The organism is Polaromonas sp. P1_A2 (genome assembly GCF_056406895.1).
This window is the reverse complement of the sequence record NZ_JBFTZI010000004.1, coordinates 96684-115970: the sequence shown is the minus strand read 5'-3', so window position 1 is coordinate 115970 and position 19287 is coordinate 96684. Positions and strand designations below refer to the sequence as shown.

Annotated in this window: 15 protein-coding genes; 6 read left to right on the top strand and 9 right to left on the bottom strand. The window is 66.8% G+C overall.

The genetic code is table 11. The features are described from left to right. The first annotated feature begins 174 nt into the window (after positions 1–174). A complete protein-coding gene (locus tag AC1D09_RS16555) occupies positions 175–4239 on the top strand; it encodes a PAS domain S-box protein (RefSeq protein WP_477662585.1) in 4065 nt (1354 codons plus the stop codon). Between the two features lie 220 nt (positions 4240–4459). Here the strand turns inward: AC1D09_RS16555 and AC1D09_RS16550 are convergent, their stop codons facing one another. Both AC1D09_RS16550 and AC1D09_RS16545 read right to left on the bottom strand, forming a co-directional pair. Then, positions 4460–5011: a hypothetical protein gene (locus AC1D09_RS16550; protein ID WP_477662584.1), complete on the bottom strand. Its 552-nt coding sequence runs from the start codon at positions 5009–5011 to the stop codon at positions 4460–4462. Positions 5012–5271: 260 nt separating this feature from the next. Further along, positions 5272–6123 carry a metallophosphoesterase gene (locus AC1D09_RS16545; RefSeq protein WP_477662583.1) on the bottom strand — a complete coding sequence of 284 codons (852 nt, stop codon included), beginning with the start codon at positions 6121–6123 and terminating at the stop codon, positions 5272–5274. Positions 6124–6215: 92 nt separating this feature from the next. Here AC1D09_RS16545 and AC1D09_RS16540 point away from each other — a divergent pair, with 92 nt between their 5' ends. Both AC1D09_RS16540 and AC1D09_RS16535 read left to right on the top strand, forming a co-directional pair. Then, the gene (locus AC1D09_RS16540) at positions 6216–6629 is read left to right on the top strand and encodes a DUF1801 domain-containing protein (protein ID WP_477662582.1); all 414 of its coding nucleotides are present in this window, start codon (positions 6216–6218) and stop codon (positions 6627–6629) included. Then, positions 6629–7051, top strand: a complete 423-nt coding sequence (locus AC1D09_RS16535) for a VOC family protein (RefSeq protein WP_477662581.1) — start codon at positions 6629–6631, stop codon at positions 7049–7051. The genes AC1D09_RS16540 and AC1D09_RS16535 overlap by 1 nt, the downstream gene beginning before the upstream one ends. Positions 7052–7075: 24 nt before the next feature. Here the strand turns inward: AC1D09_RS16535 and AC1D09_RS16530 are convergent, their stop codons facing one another. Then, complete coding sequence (locus tag AC1D09_RS16530) at positions 7076–8605, bottom strand: sensor histidine kinase (protein WP_477662580.1); 1530 nt, start codon at positions 8603–8605, stop codon at positions 7076–7078. A gap of 170 nt (positions 8606–8775) precedes the next feature. On the opposite strand from AC1D09_RS16530, the gene AC1D09_RS16525 reads away from it, so the two are divergent. Next, positions 8776–8964, top strand: coding sequence for a hypothetical protein (locus AC1D09_RS16525; protein ID WP_477662579.1), 189 nt, complete (start codon positions 8776–8778; stop codon positions 8962–8964). A gap of 33 nt (positions 8965–8997) precedes the next feature. Here AC1D09_RS16525 and AC1D09_RS16520 read toward each other — a convergent pair whose 3' ends face one another. The 3 genes from AC1D09_RS16520 to AC1D09_RS16510 form a co-directional block, all read right to left on the bottom strand. After that, positions 8998–9984: a Bug family tripartite tricarboxylate transporter substrate binding protein gene (locus AC1D09_RS16520; RefSeq protein ID WP_477662578.1), complete on the bottom strand. Its 987-nt coding sequence runs from the start codon at positions 9982–9984 to the stop codon at positions 8998–9000. 98 nt (positions 9985–10082) lie between these two features. After that, positions 10083–12926 carry an autotransporter outer membrane beta-barrel domain-containing protein gene (locus tag AC1D09_RS16515; RefSeq protein ID WP_477701140.1) on the bottom strand — a complete coding sequence of 948 codons (2844 nt, stop codon included), beginning with the start codon at positions 12924–12926 and terminating at the stop codon, positions 10083–10085. 126 nt (positions 12927–13052) lie between these two features. Continuing rightward, positions 13053–14024, bottom strand: coding sequence for a LysR family transcriptional regulator (locus AC1D09_RS16510; protein WP_477701139.1), 972 nt, complete (start codon positions 14022–14024; stop codon positions 13053–13055). A 149-nt stretch (positions 14025–14173) separates the two neighbouring features. Between AC1D09_RS16510 and AC1D09_RS16505 the strand changes: the two genes are divergently transcribed. After that, positions 14174–14692: a hypothetical protein gene (locus AC1D09_RS16505; RefSeq protein ID WP_477662575.1), complete on the top strand. Its 519-nt coding sequence runs from the start codon at positions 14174–14176 to the stop codon at positions 14690–14692. Between the two features lie 145 nt (positions 14693–14837). Here the strand turns inward: AC1D09_RS16505 and AC1D09_RS16500 are convergent, their stop codons facing one another. Beyond that, on the bottom strand, positions 14838–16700 hold the full coding sequence (locus tag AC1D09_RS16500) for a phosphoenolpyruvate carboxykinase (GTP) (RefSeq protein ID WP_074578365.1): 1863 nt from the start codon (positions 16698–16700) through the stop codon (positions 14838–14840). Positions 16701–17211: 511 nt separating this feature from the next. Beyond that, complete coding sequence (locus AC1D09_RS16495) at positions 17212–17379, bottom strand: hypothetical protein (protein ID WP_007873808.1); 168 nt, start codon at positions 17377–17379, stop codon at positions 17212–17214. A 136-nt stretch (positions 17380–17515) separates the two neighbouring features. On the opposite strand from AC1D09_RS16495, the gene AC1D09_RS16490 reads away from it, so the two are divergent. After that, a complete protein-coding gene (locus tag AC1D09_RS16490; protein WP_074578362.1) occupies positions 17516–17980 on the top strand; it encodes a glycine zipper family protein in 465 nt (154 codons plus the stop codon). Positions 17981–17999: 19 nt separating this feature from the next. Here the strand turns inward: AC1D09_RS16490 and AC1D09_RS16485 are convergent, their stop codons facing one another. Continuing rightward, the gene (locus tag AC1D09_RS16485) at positions 18000–19202 is read right to left on the bottom strand and encodes a threonine ammonia-lyase (RefSeq protein WP_477664219.1); all 1203 of its coding nucleotides are present in this window, start codon (positions 19200–19202) and stop codon (positions 18000–18002) included. Between the last annotated feature and the right edge of the window lie 85 nt (positions 19203–19287).

Here is a 19287-nt window from a genome sequence, read left to right as displayed (position 1 = left end):
ATTCAATTTGCCGCCACAAGGGTGGGTATAGCCCTGTAGGACAAGGCCGGGGATAGACACTTATGGCCTCAGTTCGGGGACTATTCCCATTTACAAAAGCCCGGGGGGTGCGCACACTGCAAAAGCCATGCGGGGCAGGCTGCGGCGTGGCATGAAAGGCATAAGGTAATCCGAATGCTGGGATGGCTGGGACTGCGTACCCGTCTGGTAATGCTGGTGCTGCTCGCGCTGCTCCCCGTCTTCGGCTTGCTTGTTTACTCCGCGCAGCAAAGCCACCGGGCCGCGCTGCGGCTGGCGCAGTCCGACCTGCTGTCGGATGTGCTGATGCTCTCGTCGCGCACGCAGCGCACCGTGGACCTGGTCCACGAACTGCTCAGCGGCATCGCCAGCGGCCCGCACATCAAGAACCCCGTGCCCGGCCTGTGCGACCAGCACCTGAAAAACCTGCATGCCGAGCATCCCGAATTCACCAACATGGGCCTGGCCGCGACCGACGGCAAGCTGCTGTGCGACGCGCTGGGCCTGGCCAAAAACCTGGGCACCATTGACAGGCCCTACTTCCAGCAGGTCATGGCGGGCCAGCGCTTCGCGGTGGGCCGCTATGCCGTGGGCCGCGCCAGCGGGCGTCCCGGCATAGGCTTCGCGGTACCGGTGCGCAACGAGGCCGGCAAGGTCAGCGGCGTGGCCTTCGCGGTGCTGGGCCTGCCCGCCCTGGCGGAATCGCTGGCGGACGTGTCCTCCCTACCGGGCGCGCGCCTGTCCGTGCTGGACCGGGACGGCACGGTGCTGGCCATGTCCCCGCCGGCACCGTCCTGGCTGGGCCGGCCGCACCCGGACCCCGTCGTGCAACAGGCCGTGCGGGAGCGCCGGCAAGGTGTGCAGCAGGCGCCTGACGCGCAGGGCGTGCAGCGGGTCTATGCCGCGGCGCCCGTGCCGGGCGGCGGGCGCGAAGGCTTGCTTGTGGTGATCAGCGCGCCGGAAGCGGTGATCGCGGCGTCCGGCCACGAGGAGCTGGCGATTGAACTGCTGGCGCTGCTCGCCGTGGCGCTGTTCGGCGTGGCATGCGCATGGTGGCTGGGCAACCGGCTGATCGTCAACCCCGCCAAGGCGATCCTGAAAGAGGCCAACGAGGTGGCGCGGGGCAACCTTGACGCGCGCGTCAGGCTGGGCCCGCTGTACCAGGGTGAGCTCGGCGAGATCGGCCACACCTTCAACCGCATGGCCGAATCGCTGCAGGCGCGGCAGCGCGAGCTCGACGCCATGCTGGATCGCGTGGACAAGGAGCGCACCCTGCTGGACCTCATCCTCAACAGCATGAACGAGGGCGTGATCGCCGTGGACACCGAGGGCCGCTTCCTGCTGTTCAACGCCACGGCACGCGCGCTGTTCAGCGGGGCGCCGAATCCCGGCATGCGGTTGGAAGACTGGCGCCGCGGCCACCAGCTGTTGATGCTGGACGGCAAGACAGCCTATGCCGAGTCGGAGCGGCCCTTGTCGCAGGCCGCGCGCGGCATCACCATCGACAATTGGGACGTGGTTTTTCGCCGGGCCGGCTCGGAAGACCGCGTGCTGCGCCTGAGCACCCGGCCGCTGCGCGATGCCGCCGGCGTGATGAAGGGCGGCGTCACCGTGTTCAACGACATCACCGCCCAGAAGGCGGCGGAAAACTTCGCCCACGCGCAGGAGCAGGTGCTGGCGCTGATCGCCGGCGGCGCGCCCCTGGCGAAATCGCTGGAAGCCGTCGTGCGCCTGATCGAAGACAGCTCGCCGGACAGCCTGTGCTCCATCCTGCTGGTCGAGGACGGGAAGCTGCACCTGGGTGCCGCGCCCAGCCTGCCCGAGCGCTACAACCAGGCCATCGAGGGCCTGCCCGTCGGCGAGGGCGTGGGCGCCTGCGGCACCGCCGCCTTCCGCAACCACCTGGTGGTGGTGGAAGATACGCAGAGCGACCCGCTGATGCAGGACTACCGCGAGCTGATGCGCGAGCACGGGTTGCGGGCCTGCTGGTCCATGCCGGTGGTGTCCAACGACGGCGAGGTGCTCGCGACCTTCGCGATCTACCGCGCCTACCCCTGCAGGCCCCAGCCCGCGGAACTCGAGCTGATCAACATCGCGGCGCGGCTGGCCGGCATTGCGCTGGCGCGCGCGCGCGCCGAGGCGGCCCTGGTCAGCAGCGAGGCGCGTTTTCGCGAACTGGCGGAAAACATCCAGGACGTTTTCTACATTGTGGAGCCGAGCACCGGCCGCCCGCTGTATGTCAGCCCCGGCTATGAAAGGGTCTGGGGCCGCAGCCGCGAAAGCCTTTATGCCGACCCGCTCTCGTACGCCGAGGTCACGCTGCCCGAGGACAACCACCTGCTCAAAGAGGCCAGGAAGCGCAACCGCAGCGGCCAGGCCTCGGATATCGAATACCGCATCCGCTCAGCGGACGGCAGGGTCCTGTGGATACGCGACCACGCCTACCCGGTCATGAACGCTTCGGGCGAGCTCGAGCGCGTGGTGGGCACGGCGCGCGACATCACCGACCGCAAACTGGCCGACCTGGCGCTGGCCAGCACCAACCGGGCTCTGCAGATGCTGAGCCGCTCCAGCGTCGCCATCAACCGCGTGGACGAGGAAGCGGGGCTGCTGGCCGAGGTGTGCCGCGTGGCCGTCGACGTGGGTGGTTACCGCATGGCCTGGGTGGGTTATGCGCAGGACGACGCGGAGCGCAGCATCCTGCCCATGGCCCATGCCGGAGAGGAAAACGGCTATCTCGCGGAGATACGCCTGAGCTGGCGCGACGACGACGCCATCGGCCAAGGCCCGGCGGGCCAGGCCGTGCGCAGCGGGCAAGCCCAGCAGACCGGCGACATCAGCCGGGCCGACAACAAGTTCTATTGGCATGCGCATGCGCTGGAGCGCGGTTTCCTCAGCGCGATCTGCCTGCCGCTGCGCGACGGGCCTCGCAGCTTTGGCGTGCTGTGCCTGTATTCGGGCGAGGCGCAGATATTCAGTGCTGATGAAATCAAGCTCCTGCAGGAGCTTGCCGACAACCTGGCCTTCGGCATCGTCAGCTTGCGCGCCCAGCTGGAGCGCCAGCGCAGCCAGGAGGCCGAGCGGCAGGCCGTCATCAAAGTGCGCGAGCAGGCCTCGCTGCTGGACCGGGCGCAGGACGCCATCATGGTCCGCAATCTCGACCGGACCATACGCTTTTGGAACAAGGGCGCCGAGCGCCTCTACGGCTGGACGGCCGAGGAGGTGCTGGGCAAGACCATGGACACGCTCATGTACCCCGACCCGCAGGTGCTTCTGGACAGCATGGCCAAGACCCTGGCCAACGACGGCGACTGGAGCGGCGAGCTTGAGCAGCGCGCGCGCGACGGTTCGACGGTGTGCATAGAGGCGCGCTGGACGGTGGTGCGCGACGAGCAGGGCAAGGTCAACGGGGTGCTGGGCATCAACACCAATATCCGCGAACGCAAGCGCGCGCGCGAGGAAATCCTGCGGCTCAATGCCAGCCTCGAGGAGCGGGTGCAGCAGCGCACCGAGCAGCTTGAATTCGCCAACAAGGAGCTGGAGGCGTTCTCCTACTCGGTGTCGCATGACCTGCGCAGCCCGCTGAGCGCGGTGGACGGCTTCAGCGACCTGCTCGAGCGGACCATGGCCAAGGCCGAAAACACCCCCTTGACCGAACGCAGCCGGCATTACCTGGCGCGCATACGCGCGGGTGTTTCACAGATGGGCGAGCTGATCGACGCCATGCTCGCGCTGGCGCAGGTGTCGCGTTCCAGCCTGCGCTGGGAGCGCGTCGACCTGAGCGCGCTCGCCGAGGGCCTGCTGGCCGGCTACCGCGAGCGCGAGCCCGGCCGCGACGCCCGGCTGCATGTCGAGCCCGGCGTCACGGGGCCGGGAGACCCCAGGCTGCTCAAGCAGGTGCTGGACAACCTGCTGGGCAACGCCTGGAAGTTCAGCGCCAGGCAGGCCTTCACCGAGATCAGCTTCGGCCGCGAAACCGGCGAGGCCGGTGAAACGGTGTACTTTGTGCGCGACCAGGGAGCGGGTTTTGACATGGCCTATGCCGAGAAGCTGTTCGGCGCCTTCCAGCGCCTGCACACACCGTCGGAATTTTCCGGCACCGGCGTCGGCCTGGCCACGGTGCACCGCATCATCGCGCGGCACGGCGGCAAGGTATGGGCCAAGTCCGAAACAGGGAAGGGCGCCACGTTTTATTTCACGTTGGGGCCTGAAGGTGCGTAACACCCCCGTCCAAGCTCACTGCGTGTAGCTGTTCCCCCCGCGAGGGGGCGGTGAAATTAGTACACCCCTGTCCGGGCTCACTGCGTGTAGCCCGTTCCCCCCCTCAAGGGGGCGGCGCCTGCGGTCTGGCAAAGCCAGTCCCGCGGCCCCTGCTGGTATGGGACGGCTCGCTTCGCATCGCGCCTGTGGTGCCGCGCATTACACGAAGTGAACGCGTGGGCTAAAAGGTTTTCTGCTGGAGAGTTTCGCGGAGCGTTTGTGCCTTGTCGGCATCAAACTGGCCCTCGACCCGTGCCAGCACCTCGCCCTGGCGGTTGACCACCACGGCGTAGACCTGGTCGGTGCTGCCGAGGCCGGCGGAGCGCACAAAACTGGCGCGGTCGGTGAACACCGGCACCATCTTGGCCCGCTCAGTATCGGCCGTGTAATGCTGCAGCAGCCGGTCTTCCACCGCGCTGCGGCCCGTCAGCGTGCCCGGGTCGTTGAGCACCGGCATGCGCATCCAGGTGATCGATGGGTCGTTCCTGAGGTTCATGCCCTCGATCCAGCCCTCGACTTCGGCTCGCTGGCCGCGCTTGAAAGTGATCAGTGCCAGCGTGCGGTCCGACGGCAGGCCTTCGGGCACGGTGACCGGCTGGCGCAGCAGGGTTTGCGCCATGAAGGCGGGCAGGCGGCCCATCACGCTGGAATCATTGGGTGCCGCCAGCGCGAGTGCAAATGCCAGGCCGGCGGCGGCAAGCCAGGCGCCAAGATAGGACACATTGCTTTTCATAGTGCTCTCCCCGATTCGGGTGCGGTACAGGAAGTCCTGCATGAACCCTTCAAGCAAGATACCTGCAAGCCGAACAGCGCGCAAATCAACAATTGGAACAAAGTGTTATCACTGCTTGACACGCTTGGCCCCAGGTTGCCGACCCTGGTTGGGTCGCGCGGCGCGCGGGAAGTTCCAAAGAAAAAGAGGCGCCGCCGCGCAAGCCGCGGCGCTACGACTTTAGTCAGCAGCGGCGCGTCGGCCGCGCTTCCATACGAATGCTATTGGCCGATGGGGATCAGCAGTTCGGGTAAAAATCCCTCCTGCTCGCCTTTGCGCGCATAGCCCAGCGGGTTGGCCACCACGCGGCAGCCGCGGCTGGTGTAGTCGATCGCGCAATGCAGGTGGCCGTGCAGCCACAGGTCGGCCAGCGGCAGCAGTTCATCGAGCGCGTTGCAAAAACCCGCCGTGCCCGGCGCCAGGCCGTAGCGCGGGTCGGCGCTCAGCAGGCTGGGCGCGAAATGGGTCACGGCGACCGTGGGGCCGTCAAAGGGCTGGGCCAGCGCCTGCCGCAGCCAGGCCTGGCTTTTCAGGCCCTGCTCGCGCACATCGGCCGCCAGCAGGGGCTGGCCGTTCCTGAACGAATGGTTTTTGCTCAGGTAAAAATTGGCCGCGCGAAAGGCTTTTTCGCGCGCCTTCAGCTGCTCGCCCAGCGTGATATCGGCGTCCTGCGCCTGGCCCGCGCTCAGGGCGTCGAAGTCGGTCCACAGCGTGCTGCCGACAAAGCGCACGCCCTGCAGCACCACGGCCTCCTGCTCCAGCCAGACCATGCCCAGCCGCTCGCAGGTTTCGCGCAGCCGCGCATGCGTGGCGTCAAAGTCCAGGCCGTCGTACTCGTGGTTGCCCGGCAGGAAGAACACCGGCGTGGGCCAGCCCGCGCCGCCCTGTGCCGCGGGCAAGGGCGAAAACCGCGCCAGGCCGAAGTCGGCGATGTCCCGTTCAGCCAGCAGCGAACCCTGCTGGTAGGAGCCGATATCGCCGGCCAGCACCAGCAGGTCGGCGCCGGGCACGGGCTGGGCCGTGAAATGCGGGTTGGATTCGAGATGCAGGTCGGACAGGAGCTGGATGTTCACCCGCCGATTGTGCGGGAAGACGCCTGCGGCCTTGCGCCCATGCTAGATTTCACAAGCTGCAAGCAGATGGAGACAGGCAACAGGAGCCGCTTGTGAAAGAAGACATCGAGAACCCCGACGTCGCGCGTGCCTTCGCGGCCTATCCCCCGCCGCTGCGGCGCAGGCTGCTGGTATTGCGCCGCCTGGTTCTGGACACCGCGGCCGCCACGCCCGGTGTCGGCGAGATCGAAGAGACGCTCAAGTGGGGCGAGCCGGCCTACCTGACCTCGGCCAGCAAAAGCGGCAGCACCCTGCGCCTGGGACCGGTCAAATCCAGCCCCTCGCAGTACGCGCTTTACTTCAATTGCAAGACCACGCTGGTCGACACCTTCCGCACGCTGTTTCCGGTGGAACTGCGCTATGAAGGCAATCGCGCCATCGTGCTGGATGCCGCCGATGCGCTGCCGCGTGACGCGCTGGTGTTCTGCATCACGGCGGCGCTGACTTACCACCGAAGGAAATCCTGATGAAACCCCGCATCACCTTGATCACCCTGGGCGTCGACGATCTCCAGCGCGCGCTGGCTTTTTACCGTGACGGCCTGGGGCTGGCAACGCCCGGCATAGTCGGGCAAGAGTTCGAGCACGGCGCGGTGGTCTTCATCGACCTGCAGCCGGGCCTCAAGCTGGCCCTGTGGCCGCGCGCCAGCCTGTCGCACGACACGGGCTTGCCGGTATCGCAGCGCGGGGCACCGGCGTTTTCACTGGCGCACAACGTGGCCTCGCGGCAAGAGGTCGACGCGGTGATGGCCGAGGCTGAAAAAGCCGGCGCCGTGATCACCAAGCCGGCGGGCGCGACCTTCTACGGCGGTTATGCGGGCTACTTCCAGGACCCGGACGGCCACCTCTGGGAGGTGGCGTGGAACCCGCAGTTCGAGATAGCCGGCTAGCCCCGCCAGCTCGGGCGTGGCCCATCAGGCCGGCGGCGCCGCCAGCCGCACCGTGAAGCTGGTGCCTTGTCCCGGCCGGCTGCTGACTTCGATTTCGCCGCGGTGCAGGTCCACGCATTCCTTGACGATGTGCAGGCCTATGCCGGTGCCGGAAATATTCCCGACATTGGTGCCGCGATGAAAGCTGCCGAACAGGCGCGGCAGGTCGGCCTCCGGAATGCCTATGCCCTGGTCGCTGATGCGCAGGTGGATCTGCTCGCCCACGCCGCGCACCGCAAACCTCACCGGCGTGTCCGGGTCCGAATACTTGAGCGCGTTGCCCAGCAGGTTGACCACAATGTGGCGCAGCAGCTGCTGGTCCGCCGTGCGCGGCGCGTCCAGCCCGTCGCAAGTGAGGGACACGCGCGCGGCCTGCGGGTTGCCGCGCTCGAGCTCGGCCATCACCTGTACCAGCCAGTCGGGCACCAGCAGCGGCGCGGGTTCAAACCTGAACTTGCCCAGTTCCAGGCGGCTGGTCAGCAGCACCTGTTCCACCATGTTGCTCATGCGCGCGACGGCGGTCTTGATCTGGCCCAGCAATTCGCGGCGCTCCTCGGCCGGAAAACTCGCGCCGTAGGCGTCGAGCAGCTCCACCGACGACAGGATGGCGGCCAGCGGCGTGCGGAATTCGTGCGAGGTGACGGCGACAAAGCGCGACTTGAGCTCCGACAGCTCGCGCTCGTGCGCCAGCGCCTTGAGCATGTCTTCCTCGGCCTGGCGCTTGAGCGTCACGTCGGTCAGGAAGTTCAGCGTGGCCGGCGTGCCCTCCCACTCGAACATCACCGCGCTGATTTCCAGCCAGCGCGTGACGCTCTGGCTGTGCTGCACGCGGAACTGGTAGTGGTTCTCCACCGTCTCGCCGCGCAGGCGCCTCAGGTGGTTGGCCAGCACCCGCTCGCGGTCGTCGGGGTGGATGAAGTCGATGAAGGGCCGCGACTTGGCGGTGGCTTCGTCCAGCGCGGTCAGCTTCAGCGCCTTGGGATTGGCATAGAGGATGCGCCCGCCCGCCGTGACCAGGATGCCCTCGCTGACGTTTTCCACCACCGCGCGGTATTTGGCCTCGGAGTCGGTGCGCCGGCCGATTTCCACGCGCAGCTGCTTGGAGGTGTCGAGCTGCCAGGTGATGTTGTTGGCCAGGTGTATGACGCGCAGCAGCTGCCCCGAGGGGCTGTGGATGGGCAGCGCGCGCTGGCTCAGCCGGGCGAGGTCGCCGTTCGCCCTGCGCACGCGGTATTCCTCGCTGCGTTTGACGGCGGCCAGCTGCAGCTGCCGCACCCGGTCGCGGTCCGCCGGGTCGACCTGCTCCAGCCATTGCCAGGGGTCGCCCGCCAGCTTGTCGGCCGACTGGCCCCAGAACATCTCGAAAGCCGGGTTGGTGTAAGTGATGCGGCCGCCGGCCGGGTCCCAGGACCAGAGCATGGCGTCGATGTTGGCGGCGATCTGCCGAAGCAGCTCCTCGCCCGGCAGCGAAACAGGCGTCTCAGCCGTCGTCGATGCGGAGGAGGGGGCGGACATGCTGGGAGCATAGCCGTATCGCGGGCGTGAATTCCTCCCGTAAAACCCCGGCTATGTGGGCCGGCGGATCAAACTATGCATGTTTTGCATGGATTGGGGCCTGTCTTAGGGTTGAAACCCTAGGGAAAACCCTTATTCTTGATTCACCGTAACTTTTCACCCACCCATGGGTGACTTTCGACATGTACAGCCTGTTTGCCCAAATCGCCCGTTTCCTGCCTTCCGCCGCCGGCGTGGTCCCCGTCCATGGCGTGGCCCACAACCTGATGGAACGCGCCGAAGCCCGTGCCGGCCGCAACCCGCAGCAAGCCCAGGAACTGCGCACGGCCGCCTACGCCTACCTCAGCGTGGTTCGCTGACGCTTTCGGCCGCCGAAAACGGCGCGCCGCTTTTCAGAGTTTCACCCCCGCGCCCTTCACGGCAGGCGCCAGCACCGCCACCTGGTCCTTGACGAAGCCGCCAAACGCGGCCGGGCTCATGGCCTGGGTGGTGATGCCCAACTCCAGCATTTTCTTTTTGACTTCCGCGGTAGCGAGGATTTCGTTGCACGCGGCGTTCAGCCGCGCCACCATGTCGGCCGGCATGTGCGCCGGCCCGCTCAGGCCGAAGAAGTTGTCCAGCACCAGCTTGCGGTAGCCGAACTCGAGCACGCTGGGCACCTCGGGCACCAGCGGTGAACGCGCCGCCGAGGTCACCGCCAACGGCACCAGCTGCCCGCTTTTGAAGTAGGGCACAAAGGCCGTCAGCACATCAATACCGATCGGAATCACGCCGGCGATCAGGTCGGTCGCCATGGGCGCGCCGCCGCGGTAGGGAATGTGCTGCAGGTTCACGCCCATGGCTTTTTTCATCAGCTCGCCGTAGATATGGCCTATGGACGCCGGCCCGCCCGAACCGAAGTCCAGCCGGCCCGCCTTGCGCGCCTGCGATTCCACATCCGTGATGGTCTTGATGGGCGCGTGCGGGTTGGCCATGACCACACAGGGTGCGTTGCCGATCAGCGCGATATGGGTGAAGCCTTCCACCGGGTCATAGGGTTGCTTCTCCAGCGCGAACGGCCCTATGGACACTGGCGTCGAATTGCTGAGCATCAAGGTGTAGCCGTCCGCCGGCGCCTGCGCCACCACCAGCCCGCCCACACTGCCGCCCGCCCCGGGGCGGTTGTCCACCACCACCGCCTGGCCCAGCTTTTTGCCGAGCTGCTCGGCCATGAGGCGCGCGACGATGTCGCTGGCACCGCCGGCCGGGAAGGTCACGATGATCTTGATGGGCTTGTCGGGCCAGGCCGCCAAGGCCGGCAGGGCGAGGCAGGCCGCGCCGCCGGCGAGCCACTTCAACGTGCCGCGGCGGCGGAGCAAGGGAAATTCAGGCTGGGACATTCGGGTCTCCTGCAGACAATGTGTGTGCAGAGCCGTACGCAAAAAGCATGCCCCGGAAAGAACCCAGAGCCTGGATCCGGGCCGCGGCGGCTTGCCGTTTACCAGCGGCTGCGCAATCCCACCAGCATTGCCACGTTGCGCTGGGCCGCGTTGAATTCGGCTTGCACGTCCGCGAAGAGATCAACTCCCTTGCCTATGCTGCCGGTCGCGCCCAGCCCGAGGATCAGCGTGTCCCGCTTCAGTGCCGCGCCCGAAATCTGGAAAGGCGAAGCCGTGGCCGCGCCCTGGAACTGCGCCGTCATCGGCGTGTTCAGGTCGCCAAATTCATGGGCCCAGACCACGCGAGGTTCCAGGCGGATGCGGCCCACGTCAAAGAAGGCCCTGGCGCCCAGGACTGATCTGGATGAGTGGGTGGTTTGGCTCGCCACTTGCAGGTTCAGCGCGCCGGCCCCCGTTTCCGTAAAGTCGTTCGCCTTGTTCCTGCTGAGCGAAAGCCCGGCTAGCGGCTGCAGTGTCCAGCCGTCCATGGCGAGTGAATAGGTGGCCTCGCCGTAGGCCGAGAGCGTGTCGCTGTCGAAGTCACCGCTGGCCGTGCGGCTCAGTGTCCCGAAGCTGATGCCGCGGTCCATGTGGTTCTTGCCCCAGCTCATGCCGGCCGAGCCGCTGAAGCTCCAGGCACCGCTGGTGTAGCCGCCATACACCGCAAGCGCGGTGCCGCGTGTCTTGCCGGTCTCGTTGTTGTCGGTGGACAGGCGGGCGGTGCCGGTGCTTACGGCCACGCCTAAACGCAAGCCTTCGCTGGCCTCCGCATCAAAGCCAATGCTCAGTCCCGAACCGCGCAGGCGGCTGGCTGCCGCGTTGCCGTCGGCGTCGGTGGTGCTGTGGCCGCCGTAACCGCGCGCCCAGAGGCCCTGGCCCGCATCCGAAGCGGCGGGCAGCGCCGGCGCGTTGCCGGCGAGCGAAAACTTGCGCGGGGGCGTATCGGACACCGGCGCCATCAGGCCGGACAGCGTGTCATTGGCGGCCAGCAGAAGCGGCCGGTCGGTAAAGGAATTGGCCAGTGTGCCGGTGCCCCGGCCTTGCACCGCGGCCAGGCGAGCCTGCAGCTGGTTGCCGAGGCTGGCGGCAAAGCCGGCGGAGGCGCGGCGCAGCTCAACGATACCCGCGCCTCCGGCTGCGTCATAGGCGGCACGCGCCTGCACGGCCGACAGCCCCGTCAGCGCGGTTTGCACCGTGCCCATGTCGCCCGCATTGCCGGCGTTCTGCAGCGCGGTCGATGCGGCGATCTGGTTCGGCGTGATGGCAACCGAGGCGAAGGGCGTTTGATTGCGCGCCAGCGTGAGGAAAACGTTGTTGGCGTCATAGCCCAGCGTCGGCGTCAGGAACGCTAGGTTGGATGTGACGCCGGCAAAGTTGCCGGTGCGCCCGCCCGCAGCGGTAAGGATGGTGTACTGCGTGCTGGCGGCATAGGTGCCGGCGCCGGCCTGCACATCGACTGTGCCGCCGTTGATCGTCGCGGTGCCGGTGGCGTGGATGCGGTCGCTATTGCCGGCCGGGTCGACTTCAACACGGTAGATCGACCCCGCTGCAAACGTCACGTTGCCGTTGACCGTCAGCGTGCCTATGGAGTTGCCCGGCGCCAGCACGCCGCCCGCGGCGATGGTGGTGGTGCCCACCGTACCGCTGCCGCCCAGCGTGCCGCCGTTGTTGACGGTGACGGCCGAGTTGGCGATGCTGCCGTTGACCGACAGCGTGCCGGCATTGACGGCGGTGGCGCCGTTGTAGCCGTTGACGCCGGCGAGCACCAGGTTGCCGGCGCCCATTTTGGTGAGGGTGCCGGTGCCGGTCATGGCGCCGGAGTAGGTACCTGTGGCCGCCTGGTCGAAGATGAGGGCAGCGTTGTTGGTGATGTTGCCCTGCAGGCTGGTGGTGTTGCCCTGCAGGGTGCCGTTCGTCACGCTGGTGCCGCCGGAATAATTGTTGGCGCCCGTCAGCACCACGGTGCCCACGCCGCTTTTGGCGAGGATGCCCGTGCCGGTCATTGTGCCGGCGTAGGTGCCATTGCCGGCCTGGTTAAAGGTCACGCCCGCGTTGTTGGTGATATTGCCCTGCAGGCTGGTGGTGTTGCCCAGCAGTATGCCGGCTCCCACGGTGGTGCCGCCGGTATAGGTATTGGCGCCCGTGAGGATGGTGGTGCCGCTGCCGCCCGACTTGGTCAGAGAGCCGTTGCCGGAAACAGCTGCTGAAAACGTTGTGGTGCCGGTGTGGTTGAACTGCACGGAGGAGCCCGCCGTGCCGAGGATCACGCTGTCGGCCGCGAGCGTGCCGGCGCCCGCGCCGCTGCCTATGAAGAGCGTGCCGTTGGCCGTGTCGCCCACATGCAGGGTGCGCGTGCCGTTGACCGTGACGTTGGCGCCGGCATCAATGTGCAGCTCACCCGCGCCGTTGCCGCCTATCTCAAAGCGCTGCGCCTGCCCCAGCCCGACCGGCGCAAGCGTCAGGCTGGAGCCGGTGCCGGTGACCGTGACAATGCCCTGCCGGAGTCCGTCACCCGCGAAAAGATGGGCGGCGCTTACCGTGCCGCCTCCCTGGATGGTGAGCCTGGCGACGCCACCGCCGGTGGTCGTTCCCAGGCTGATGAGGTCGCCGACGGCCAGCGACCCGCCCGCGCCGACGATGACCTCGCCGCTGCTTTGCACGTCCAGCGACTGCGCCGCGCCGCCCGCGTTCAGGGTGGCCTGGTCGCCGGCATTGGTCAGGCGCGCGGCAGTCGCCCCGGTGGGCACGCCGCTGGTCCAGTTGCCGCCGGTGCTCCAGTTGCCTCCGGCGCCGGCGCTCCAGTCAGTGCTTTGGGCGATGCCGCTGCCGGGCGCCGCGAGCAGGCCGACCAGGACAAGGGAAGCGCTCAGCGGGCGCAGACGGAAATTCGGACGTGTTGTCACGGAAGGGATCCCTCGGGCTGGCATGGTTGTTGTGGTCCCGTCCTGGAGCGGGCGGCGCCAGCTTAGCTGATGTACCGCCGTGCGCGCAAGCACGTCACCATGTCATCTGTAATAGAGGAAAGGGGCTCAGGCGGAAAACGCCTGGTCGGCGGCGCGCACCACCGCCTGCCTTAGCCACATGTGGGCGCTGCGCTGGCGGGAACGGCGGTGCCATACCGCGTCCACGTGCACCGGCGAGACGTCAAAGGGCAAGGGGCGCAGCACCAGCTGCTCGGCAATGCCGGTCACGCGCACGAAGTGGCGCGGCAACACCGTCAGCAGGTTGGAGTTGGCCACCACGCGGCCTGCCGTGAAGAACTGGTTGACGGTGAGCACGACCTGCCGCTTGCGTCCCAGCGAGGCCAGGGCTTCGTCGATAAACCCGTAGGGCCGGCCCGAAAAGCTCACCAGCATGTGGCGCGCGGCGCAAAAGCGGTTGAGCGTGAAGGGGCCGGTGGCCAGCGCATGGTCCTTGCGCATCACGCAGACATATTCGCCGTCGTAGAGCCGCTGGTGCGAAAACGGCAGCGGCTCGCCGCTTTGCTCGCTGGCCGTCAGGTCGGCCAGCAGCGAGGGAAAGTAGCCTATGGCCAGGTCGCAGGTTTCCTCGTCCAGCAGACGCCGCGGGTCGCGGGTGGTGAGCGGCACCACCCGTATCGACACGCCCGGGGCTTCGCGCTCCAGCGTTTCGACCAGGCCGGGCATGAGCTCGGCCGCGGTGGCGTCGGCCATGGCCAGCACAAAGGTGGTGTTCGCCTCGCCGGGCACAAATTCGTTGGGAACCAGTGACTCCTGCAGCTGCTGCAGCGCCTCGCGCACGGCCGGCCAGATGGCCAGGGCGCGCGGTGTGGGAGCCATGCCCTGGCCGCTGCGCTGCACCAGCTCGTCGCCCAGGGTCTCGCGCAGCCGGCGCAGCGCATTGCTGACGGCGGGCTGGGTCAGCGACAGGTTGCGCGCGGCCCGCGTCAGGCTTCGCTCTGCCATCACTTCGTCGAACACACGGAGCAGGTTCAGGTCCAGCGTCCGGAAATTGAGGGGATTGAAGGTGTCGGAAGCCATGGTTTGGAGGGCAAATGCCTCAGTTATCACCAGTATGAATGAATCTCATCATAAAGATAAAGTTGAATAGCATCAGTGATAACCCTAATATCCCTGTACCCGCCGAGATATCTTGTCCTGGCGGGGATTAGCCATAACGGGAGTTCATCATGACCAGCTTCGTCAATATCAAACATTCCACACAGCATCCCGGCGTTGTCCGCGCTGAGTCGGCCTTTGGTGCCGTACGCCAGCTGGGCCAGGCCTTCACCGGCACCCGCGGCCTCGCCACGCTGCTGTTGTCCGCCGTGGCGGCCGCCATCATGGTGGTGGCTTACCAGGTGATGGACAGCGTCACCGAAGGCCACCTCCTGGTGATGTGGATCGCCTTGTGGGCTGTCGCCTTTGCCGTCCTGGCGCTGTTCGCCGGCACCGCGCGCAACCTGGCCGCCCGTGTCAAAGCCGGCCTGGACGACTGGTCGCGCAGCCTGGCCGAAGCCCGCGCCGACCAACGCCTCTGGCAAGCCGCCAAGAATGACCCCCGCGTGATGGCCGACCTGCAAATGGCCCTGCAACGCGCGGCCGACGCTGAAGTGGAAGCACCCGCCGCTCCTGTCGCCAAGGCAGAGCGCGCCGAAGCCGCCAGCGGTGCCTCGGTGCTGCGCGCCTACCACCGCAGCTACATCTAAGCATCCCGCCGGATGCCCGGCCGCCCGCAGCGGCGGCCCACAAAAAAAGCCACCTTGTCGGGTGGCTTTTTTTTGCCCTGGCCTGCTGGCCTGGGGGCATAAGGCGCGGCGCAGGTCGTGCGCCGTGCCCGCTTGGCTCTGCCGGTCAGGCAGCCAGGCGGCGCTCGATCGCGGCTTTGGTCTCCCCCAGCTCTTTCGGCAGGTGATGTTCGAGTTGCTTGAACAGTTCGGCGTGCAGCTCCAGCTCCTTGAGCCAGGCGGCCTTGTCGATGCTGGTCACGGTCTTGAACTGCTCGGCGCTGAAATTGAGGCCGGTCCAGTTCAGGTCTTCATAGGCGGGGCTGATGCCGGTGATGTGCTCCGAGCCCTTGCCCGTGCCTTCGATGCGGTCGATCATCCACTTGAGCACGCGCATGTTCTCGCCGTAGCCGGGCCAGACAAACTTGCCGTCCTCGCCCTTGCGGAACCAGTTGGTGGTGTAGATCTTGGGGATCTTGGCGCCCGTGGCTTCCAGCTTCTTGCCGACGTTGAGCCAGTGCTGGAAGTAGTCGCTCATGTTGTAGCCCATGAAGGGCAGCATGGCGAAGGGGTCGCGGCGCACCACGCCGGCCTGGCCGGTGGCGGCTGCCGTGGTTTCCGAGCCCATGGTCGCGGCCATGTAAACGCCTTCGACCCAGTTGCGCGCCTCGGTGACCAGGGGCACGGTGGTGGAGCGGCGGCCGCCGAAGATGAAGGCGTCGATCGCCACGCCCTTGGGGTCGTCCCAGGCGCTGTCGAGCGCCGGGTTGTTGGTGGCGGCCACGGTGAAGCGGGCATTGGGGTGGGCGGCCTTGGCGCCGGTTTCCTTGGCGATCTGCGGCGTCCAGTCCTTGCCTTGCCAGTCGATCAGGTGCGCGGGTTGGCCGCCGGTGTCTTTTTCCATGCCTTCCCACCATACGTCGCCGTCGTCGGTGAGGGCCACGTTCGTGAAGATCACGTTCTTGTCCAGGCTCGCCATGCAGTTCGGGTTGGTGTGGAAGTTGGTGCCCGGGGCCACGCCGAAATAACCGGCTTCGGGGTTGATGGCGTAGAGCTTGCCGTCGGCGCTGGGCTTGATCCAGGCGATGTCGTCGCCTATGGTGGTGACTTTCCAGCCGTCAAAACCGGCGGGCGGCACCAGCATGGAGAAATTGGTCTTGCCGCAGGCGCTGGGGAAAGCCGCCGCCACATGGTATTTCTTGCCCTGGGGGTTGGTCACGCCGAGGATCAGCATGTGCTCGGCCAGCCAGCCCTCGTCGCGGCCCATGTTGGAGGCGATGCGCAGTGCAAAGCACTTCTTGCCCAGCAGCGCGTTGCCGCCGTAGCCGGAGCCGTAAGACCAGATCTCGCGGGTCTCGGGGTAGTGCACGATGTATTTGGTCTTGTTGCAGGGCCACTTCACGTCTTTCTGGCCCTCGGCCAGCGGCGCGCCCACGGTGTGCACGCAGGGCACGAAGTCGCCGTCCACGCCCAGCACGCCGAACACCGCCTGGCCCATGCGCGTCATGATCTTCATGTTGACGGCCACGTAAGGGCTGTCGGAGAGTTCAATGCCGATGTGCGCGATCGGCGAGCCCAGCGGGCCCATGCTGAACGGCACGACGTACATGGTGCGGCCCTTCATGCAGCCGTCAAACAGGGGCTGCAGCGTCTGGCGCATTTCGGCGGGCGCCATCCAGTTGTTGGTCGGGCCGGCGTCTTCCTTTTTGGCTGAGCAGATATAGGTGCGGTCTTCCACACGGGCCACGTCGCTGGGGTCGCTCTGGGCCAGGAAGCTGTTGGGGCGCTTGGCCTCGTTGAGTTTCTTGAAGGTGCCGGCGTCGACCAGTTGCTGGCACAGGCGCTGGTATTCGGCCTCGCTGCCGTCGCACCAGTACACATTGTCGGGCTTGCACAGGGCCACCATGTCGGCGACCCAGGCGATCAGTTTCGCGTTCTTGACGTAGCTGGGTGTGTTGAGCTGCAGGCCTTGCATCACAGGTTGGTTCATCGAAAAAACTCCAAAGTTAAAAAGCGTTATTTCGAGAGGCGTCGCGCGGCAACCGAAAGAGGTTGCGACATCGAAACGACTGTCGAAATAAGGCTTGGGGCTTTTCCGAACCGGGCCTTCAAGGGCCTGAAACAGGGCAGCTCACGCAACAACCGGGCCCTGGTCGGCGGGCGGGGCCGCAAGCCCGGAGGTGCTGCGGCGCAAGGTCAAAAAAGCGGCCGGGAGGCCTGCTTTTCCGCCTTCCACGGGTCGGCCAGAGAATTCATTTTAAGAAGATAGGCGCCGGTTACCTTGCAGTTACCGTCAAAAGTTATGCAGAACTTGCATGAGGTTATGCATACCATGTGTAGGGGTTCAGGCAGCCCTGACATGGGGGTATGGAATACCGCGAAGGGGGCCTGGCCTGCGGTTTCACGGCGGTTTTTGCGGTGAAACGGGCCGGCGGCGGGCGCCAGGGCCGGAAACAAAAAAGTCCGCAGGCTGCGGACTTTTTAGGGGAAGCGGGGGAGTATCAGGCCATGTAGATGGCGATAAAGGCCAGCAGGAACATCAGCACGCCGCCGACCACGGGCAGCACAATGGGGATCACGGGGACGATGGCGTCAACGGCTTCCTGCTCCTGGGCGGACGTGGGGCTGTCGTGGGCGGCATTGGTGGTGTGGTTGGCTGAACTGGACATGGGGGTTCCTGAATTGCTTGAAAGTCTGGGCAGATTTTAGCCGCATGCGGCGCCCCGGCGGCAAACAGGCCGCCGCCGTCGGTTGCATTGCCCAGTTGCGTTACCCTTTACCCACGCTTGTTTGCGGAAGGAACGCATGAAATACCCGACTTCATTTCGACTCTTGCCGGCCGCCGTGTCCGCGCTGGCCTTGCTGTCGGCCTGCGCCACCGGCGGGCCCAGCAGCGCCTCGGCCAGGCCGGTGCTGTATCCCAATGCCACGCTCAACCGCGTGGGCGATGCCCAGGGCCAGGCCGAGGTCAATGCCTGCATGTCGCGGGCCTCGGCCGCCGGGCTCAGCCCCTCGCAAAGCGGCAATGAAGTGGGCCGCCGCGCCGGCGAGGGCGCGGCCGTCGGCGGCGTGGCCTCGGCCGTGGGCGCCCTGATCACCGGGCGCGGCGGGGAAGGCGTGCTGCGCGCCGGCGCCGCGGGCGCCGCCGTGGGCGGCTCGGCCGGCGCGGTGTCGGGGGCGTTTCACAACGACAAGCCCAACAGCACCTACCGCAGCTTTGTGCAGCGCTGCCTCAGCGAACGTGGTTTTGAGGTGATTGGCTGGAACTGAGCGTGGCCCCCCGCCGCGCTCAGTGCTGCTCCGACGCCTCGTAACCGGCCGCGTTGAGCGCCGCCAGCACCTGCTGGATGTGGTCGCGCCCGCGCGTCTGTATCACCAGCTCGATCTCCACGTTCTGGGCCGAAAGCATGGTGAAGGCGCGCTGGTGGTGCACCTCGTCGATGTTGGCCCCGGCGTCGGCCACGGTGGCGGTGATCTTCGCCAGTGAGCCGGGAATGTCGCGCACGCTGACCTTGATGCGCGCCAGGCGCCCGGCGCGCACCATGCCGCGCTCGATGATGGCGGCCAGTAGCAGCGGATCGATGTTGCCACCGCACAGCACCAGGCCGACCTTCTTGCCGGCAAAACGCGCCGGGTACTTGAGCAGCGCCGCCAGCCCGGCCGCGCCCGCGCCTTCCACCAGGGTTTTTTCGATCTCGAGCAGCATGACCATGGCCTGCTCGATGTCGCCCTCGTCGACCAGTACCAGGTCGTCCACCAGCTTGGCGATGATGGCCTGCGGGATGAGGCCCGGCGTGCCGACGGCGATGCCCTCGGCGATGGTGCTGGTGCCCTGCGGGTGCTTGGTGCCCTTGATGGCGTTGACCATGCCCGGGAAGCGGGAGGTCTGCACACCGATGATTTCAATGCCGGGCTTGAGGGCCTTGGCCGCCGTGGCCATGCCCGCGATCAGGCCGCCGCCGCCCACGGCAATCACCAGGGTGTCCAGTTCGGGCACGGCATGCAGCATCTCCAGCCCGACGGTGCCCTGGCCCGCGACGATGGCTTCGTCGTCATAGGGATGCACAAAGACAAGGCCTTCGCGCTCGGCCAGCTGCAGGGCGTGGGCGCGCGACTCGTCCAGCGAGTCGCCGTGCAGCACCACCTCGGCGCCGAAGCCGCGGGTGCGCTCAATCTTCACGCCGGGCGTGAAGCGCGGCATCACGATCACCGCCCGCAGGCCCAGGCGCTGCGCATGGTAGGCCACACCCTGGGCATGGTTACCCGCGCTCATGGCGATCACGCCGCGGCGCCGTTCGTCGGCTGACAGTTGCGCGAGCTTGTTACAAGCGCCACGCTCCTTGAAGGATGCGGTGTACTGGAGGTTTTCGAACTTCAGGAAAATCTGCGCGCCCGTCAGCTGCGACAGCGTCCGGGATTCCACGCAGGGCGTGTCCAGCAAATGGCCTTGCAGGCGCTGGGCGGCCTGTTCGATGTCGGTAAGGCTGAGCATGATGTCCTCTGTGGCGATGGTGGGATTGTGCCGTGTGATTGTCCGCGTGTAACGGTAGCGATTCTGTGGCGCATTTCACACGACA

Bases quoted from the DNA above. Each gene is read 5' to 3' on its own strand.
- AC1D09_RS16555 (WP_477662585.1), top strand. From the start codon at position 175: ATGCTGGGATGGCTGGGACTGCGTACCCGTCTGGTAATGCTGGTGCTG.
- AC1D09_RS16550 (WP_477662584.1), bottom strand. From the start codon at position 5,011: ATGAAAAGCAATGTGTCCTATCTTGGCGCCTGGCTTGCCGCCGCCGGC.
- AC1D09_RS16535 (WP_477662581.1), top strand. From the start codon at position 6,629: ATGAAACCCCGCATCACCTTGATCACCCTGGGCGTCGACGATCTCCAG.
- AC1D09_RS16530 (WP_477662580.1), bottom strand. From the start codon at position 8,605: ATGTCCGCCCCCTCCTCCGCATCGACGACGGCTGAGACGCCTGTTTCG.
- AC1D09_RS16520 (WP_477662578.1), bottom strand. From the start codon at position 9,984: ATGTCCCAGCCTGAATTTCCCTTGCTCCGCCGCCGCGGCACGTTGAAG.
- AC1D09_RS16510 (WP_477701139.1), bottom strand. From the start codon at position 14,024: ATGGCTTCCGACACCTTCAATCCCCTCAATTTCCGGACGCTGGACCTG.
- AC1D09_RS16505 (WP_477662575.1), top strand. From the start codon at position 14,174: ATGACCAGCTTCGTCAATATCAAACATTCCACACAGCATCCCGGCGTT.
- AC1D09_RS16500 (WP_074578365.1), bottom strand. From the start codon at position 16,700: ATGAACCAACCTGTGATGCAAGGCCTGCAGCTCAACACACCCAGCTAC.
- AC1D09_RS16495 (WP_007873808.1), bottom strand. From the start codon at position 17,379: ATGTCCAGTTCAGCCAACCACACCACCAATGCCGCCCACGACAGCCCC.
- AC1D09_RS16490 (WP_074578362.1), top strand. From the start codon at position 17,516: ATGAAATACCCGACTTCATTTCGACTCTTGCCGGCCGCCGTGTCCGCG.
- AC1D09_RS16485 (WP_477664219.1), bottom strand. From the start codon at position 19,202: ATGCTCAGCCTTACCGACATCGAACAGGCCGCCCAGCGCCTGCAAGGC.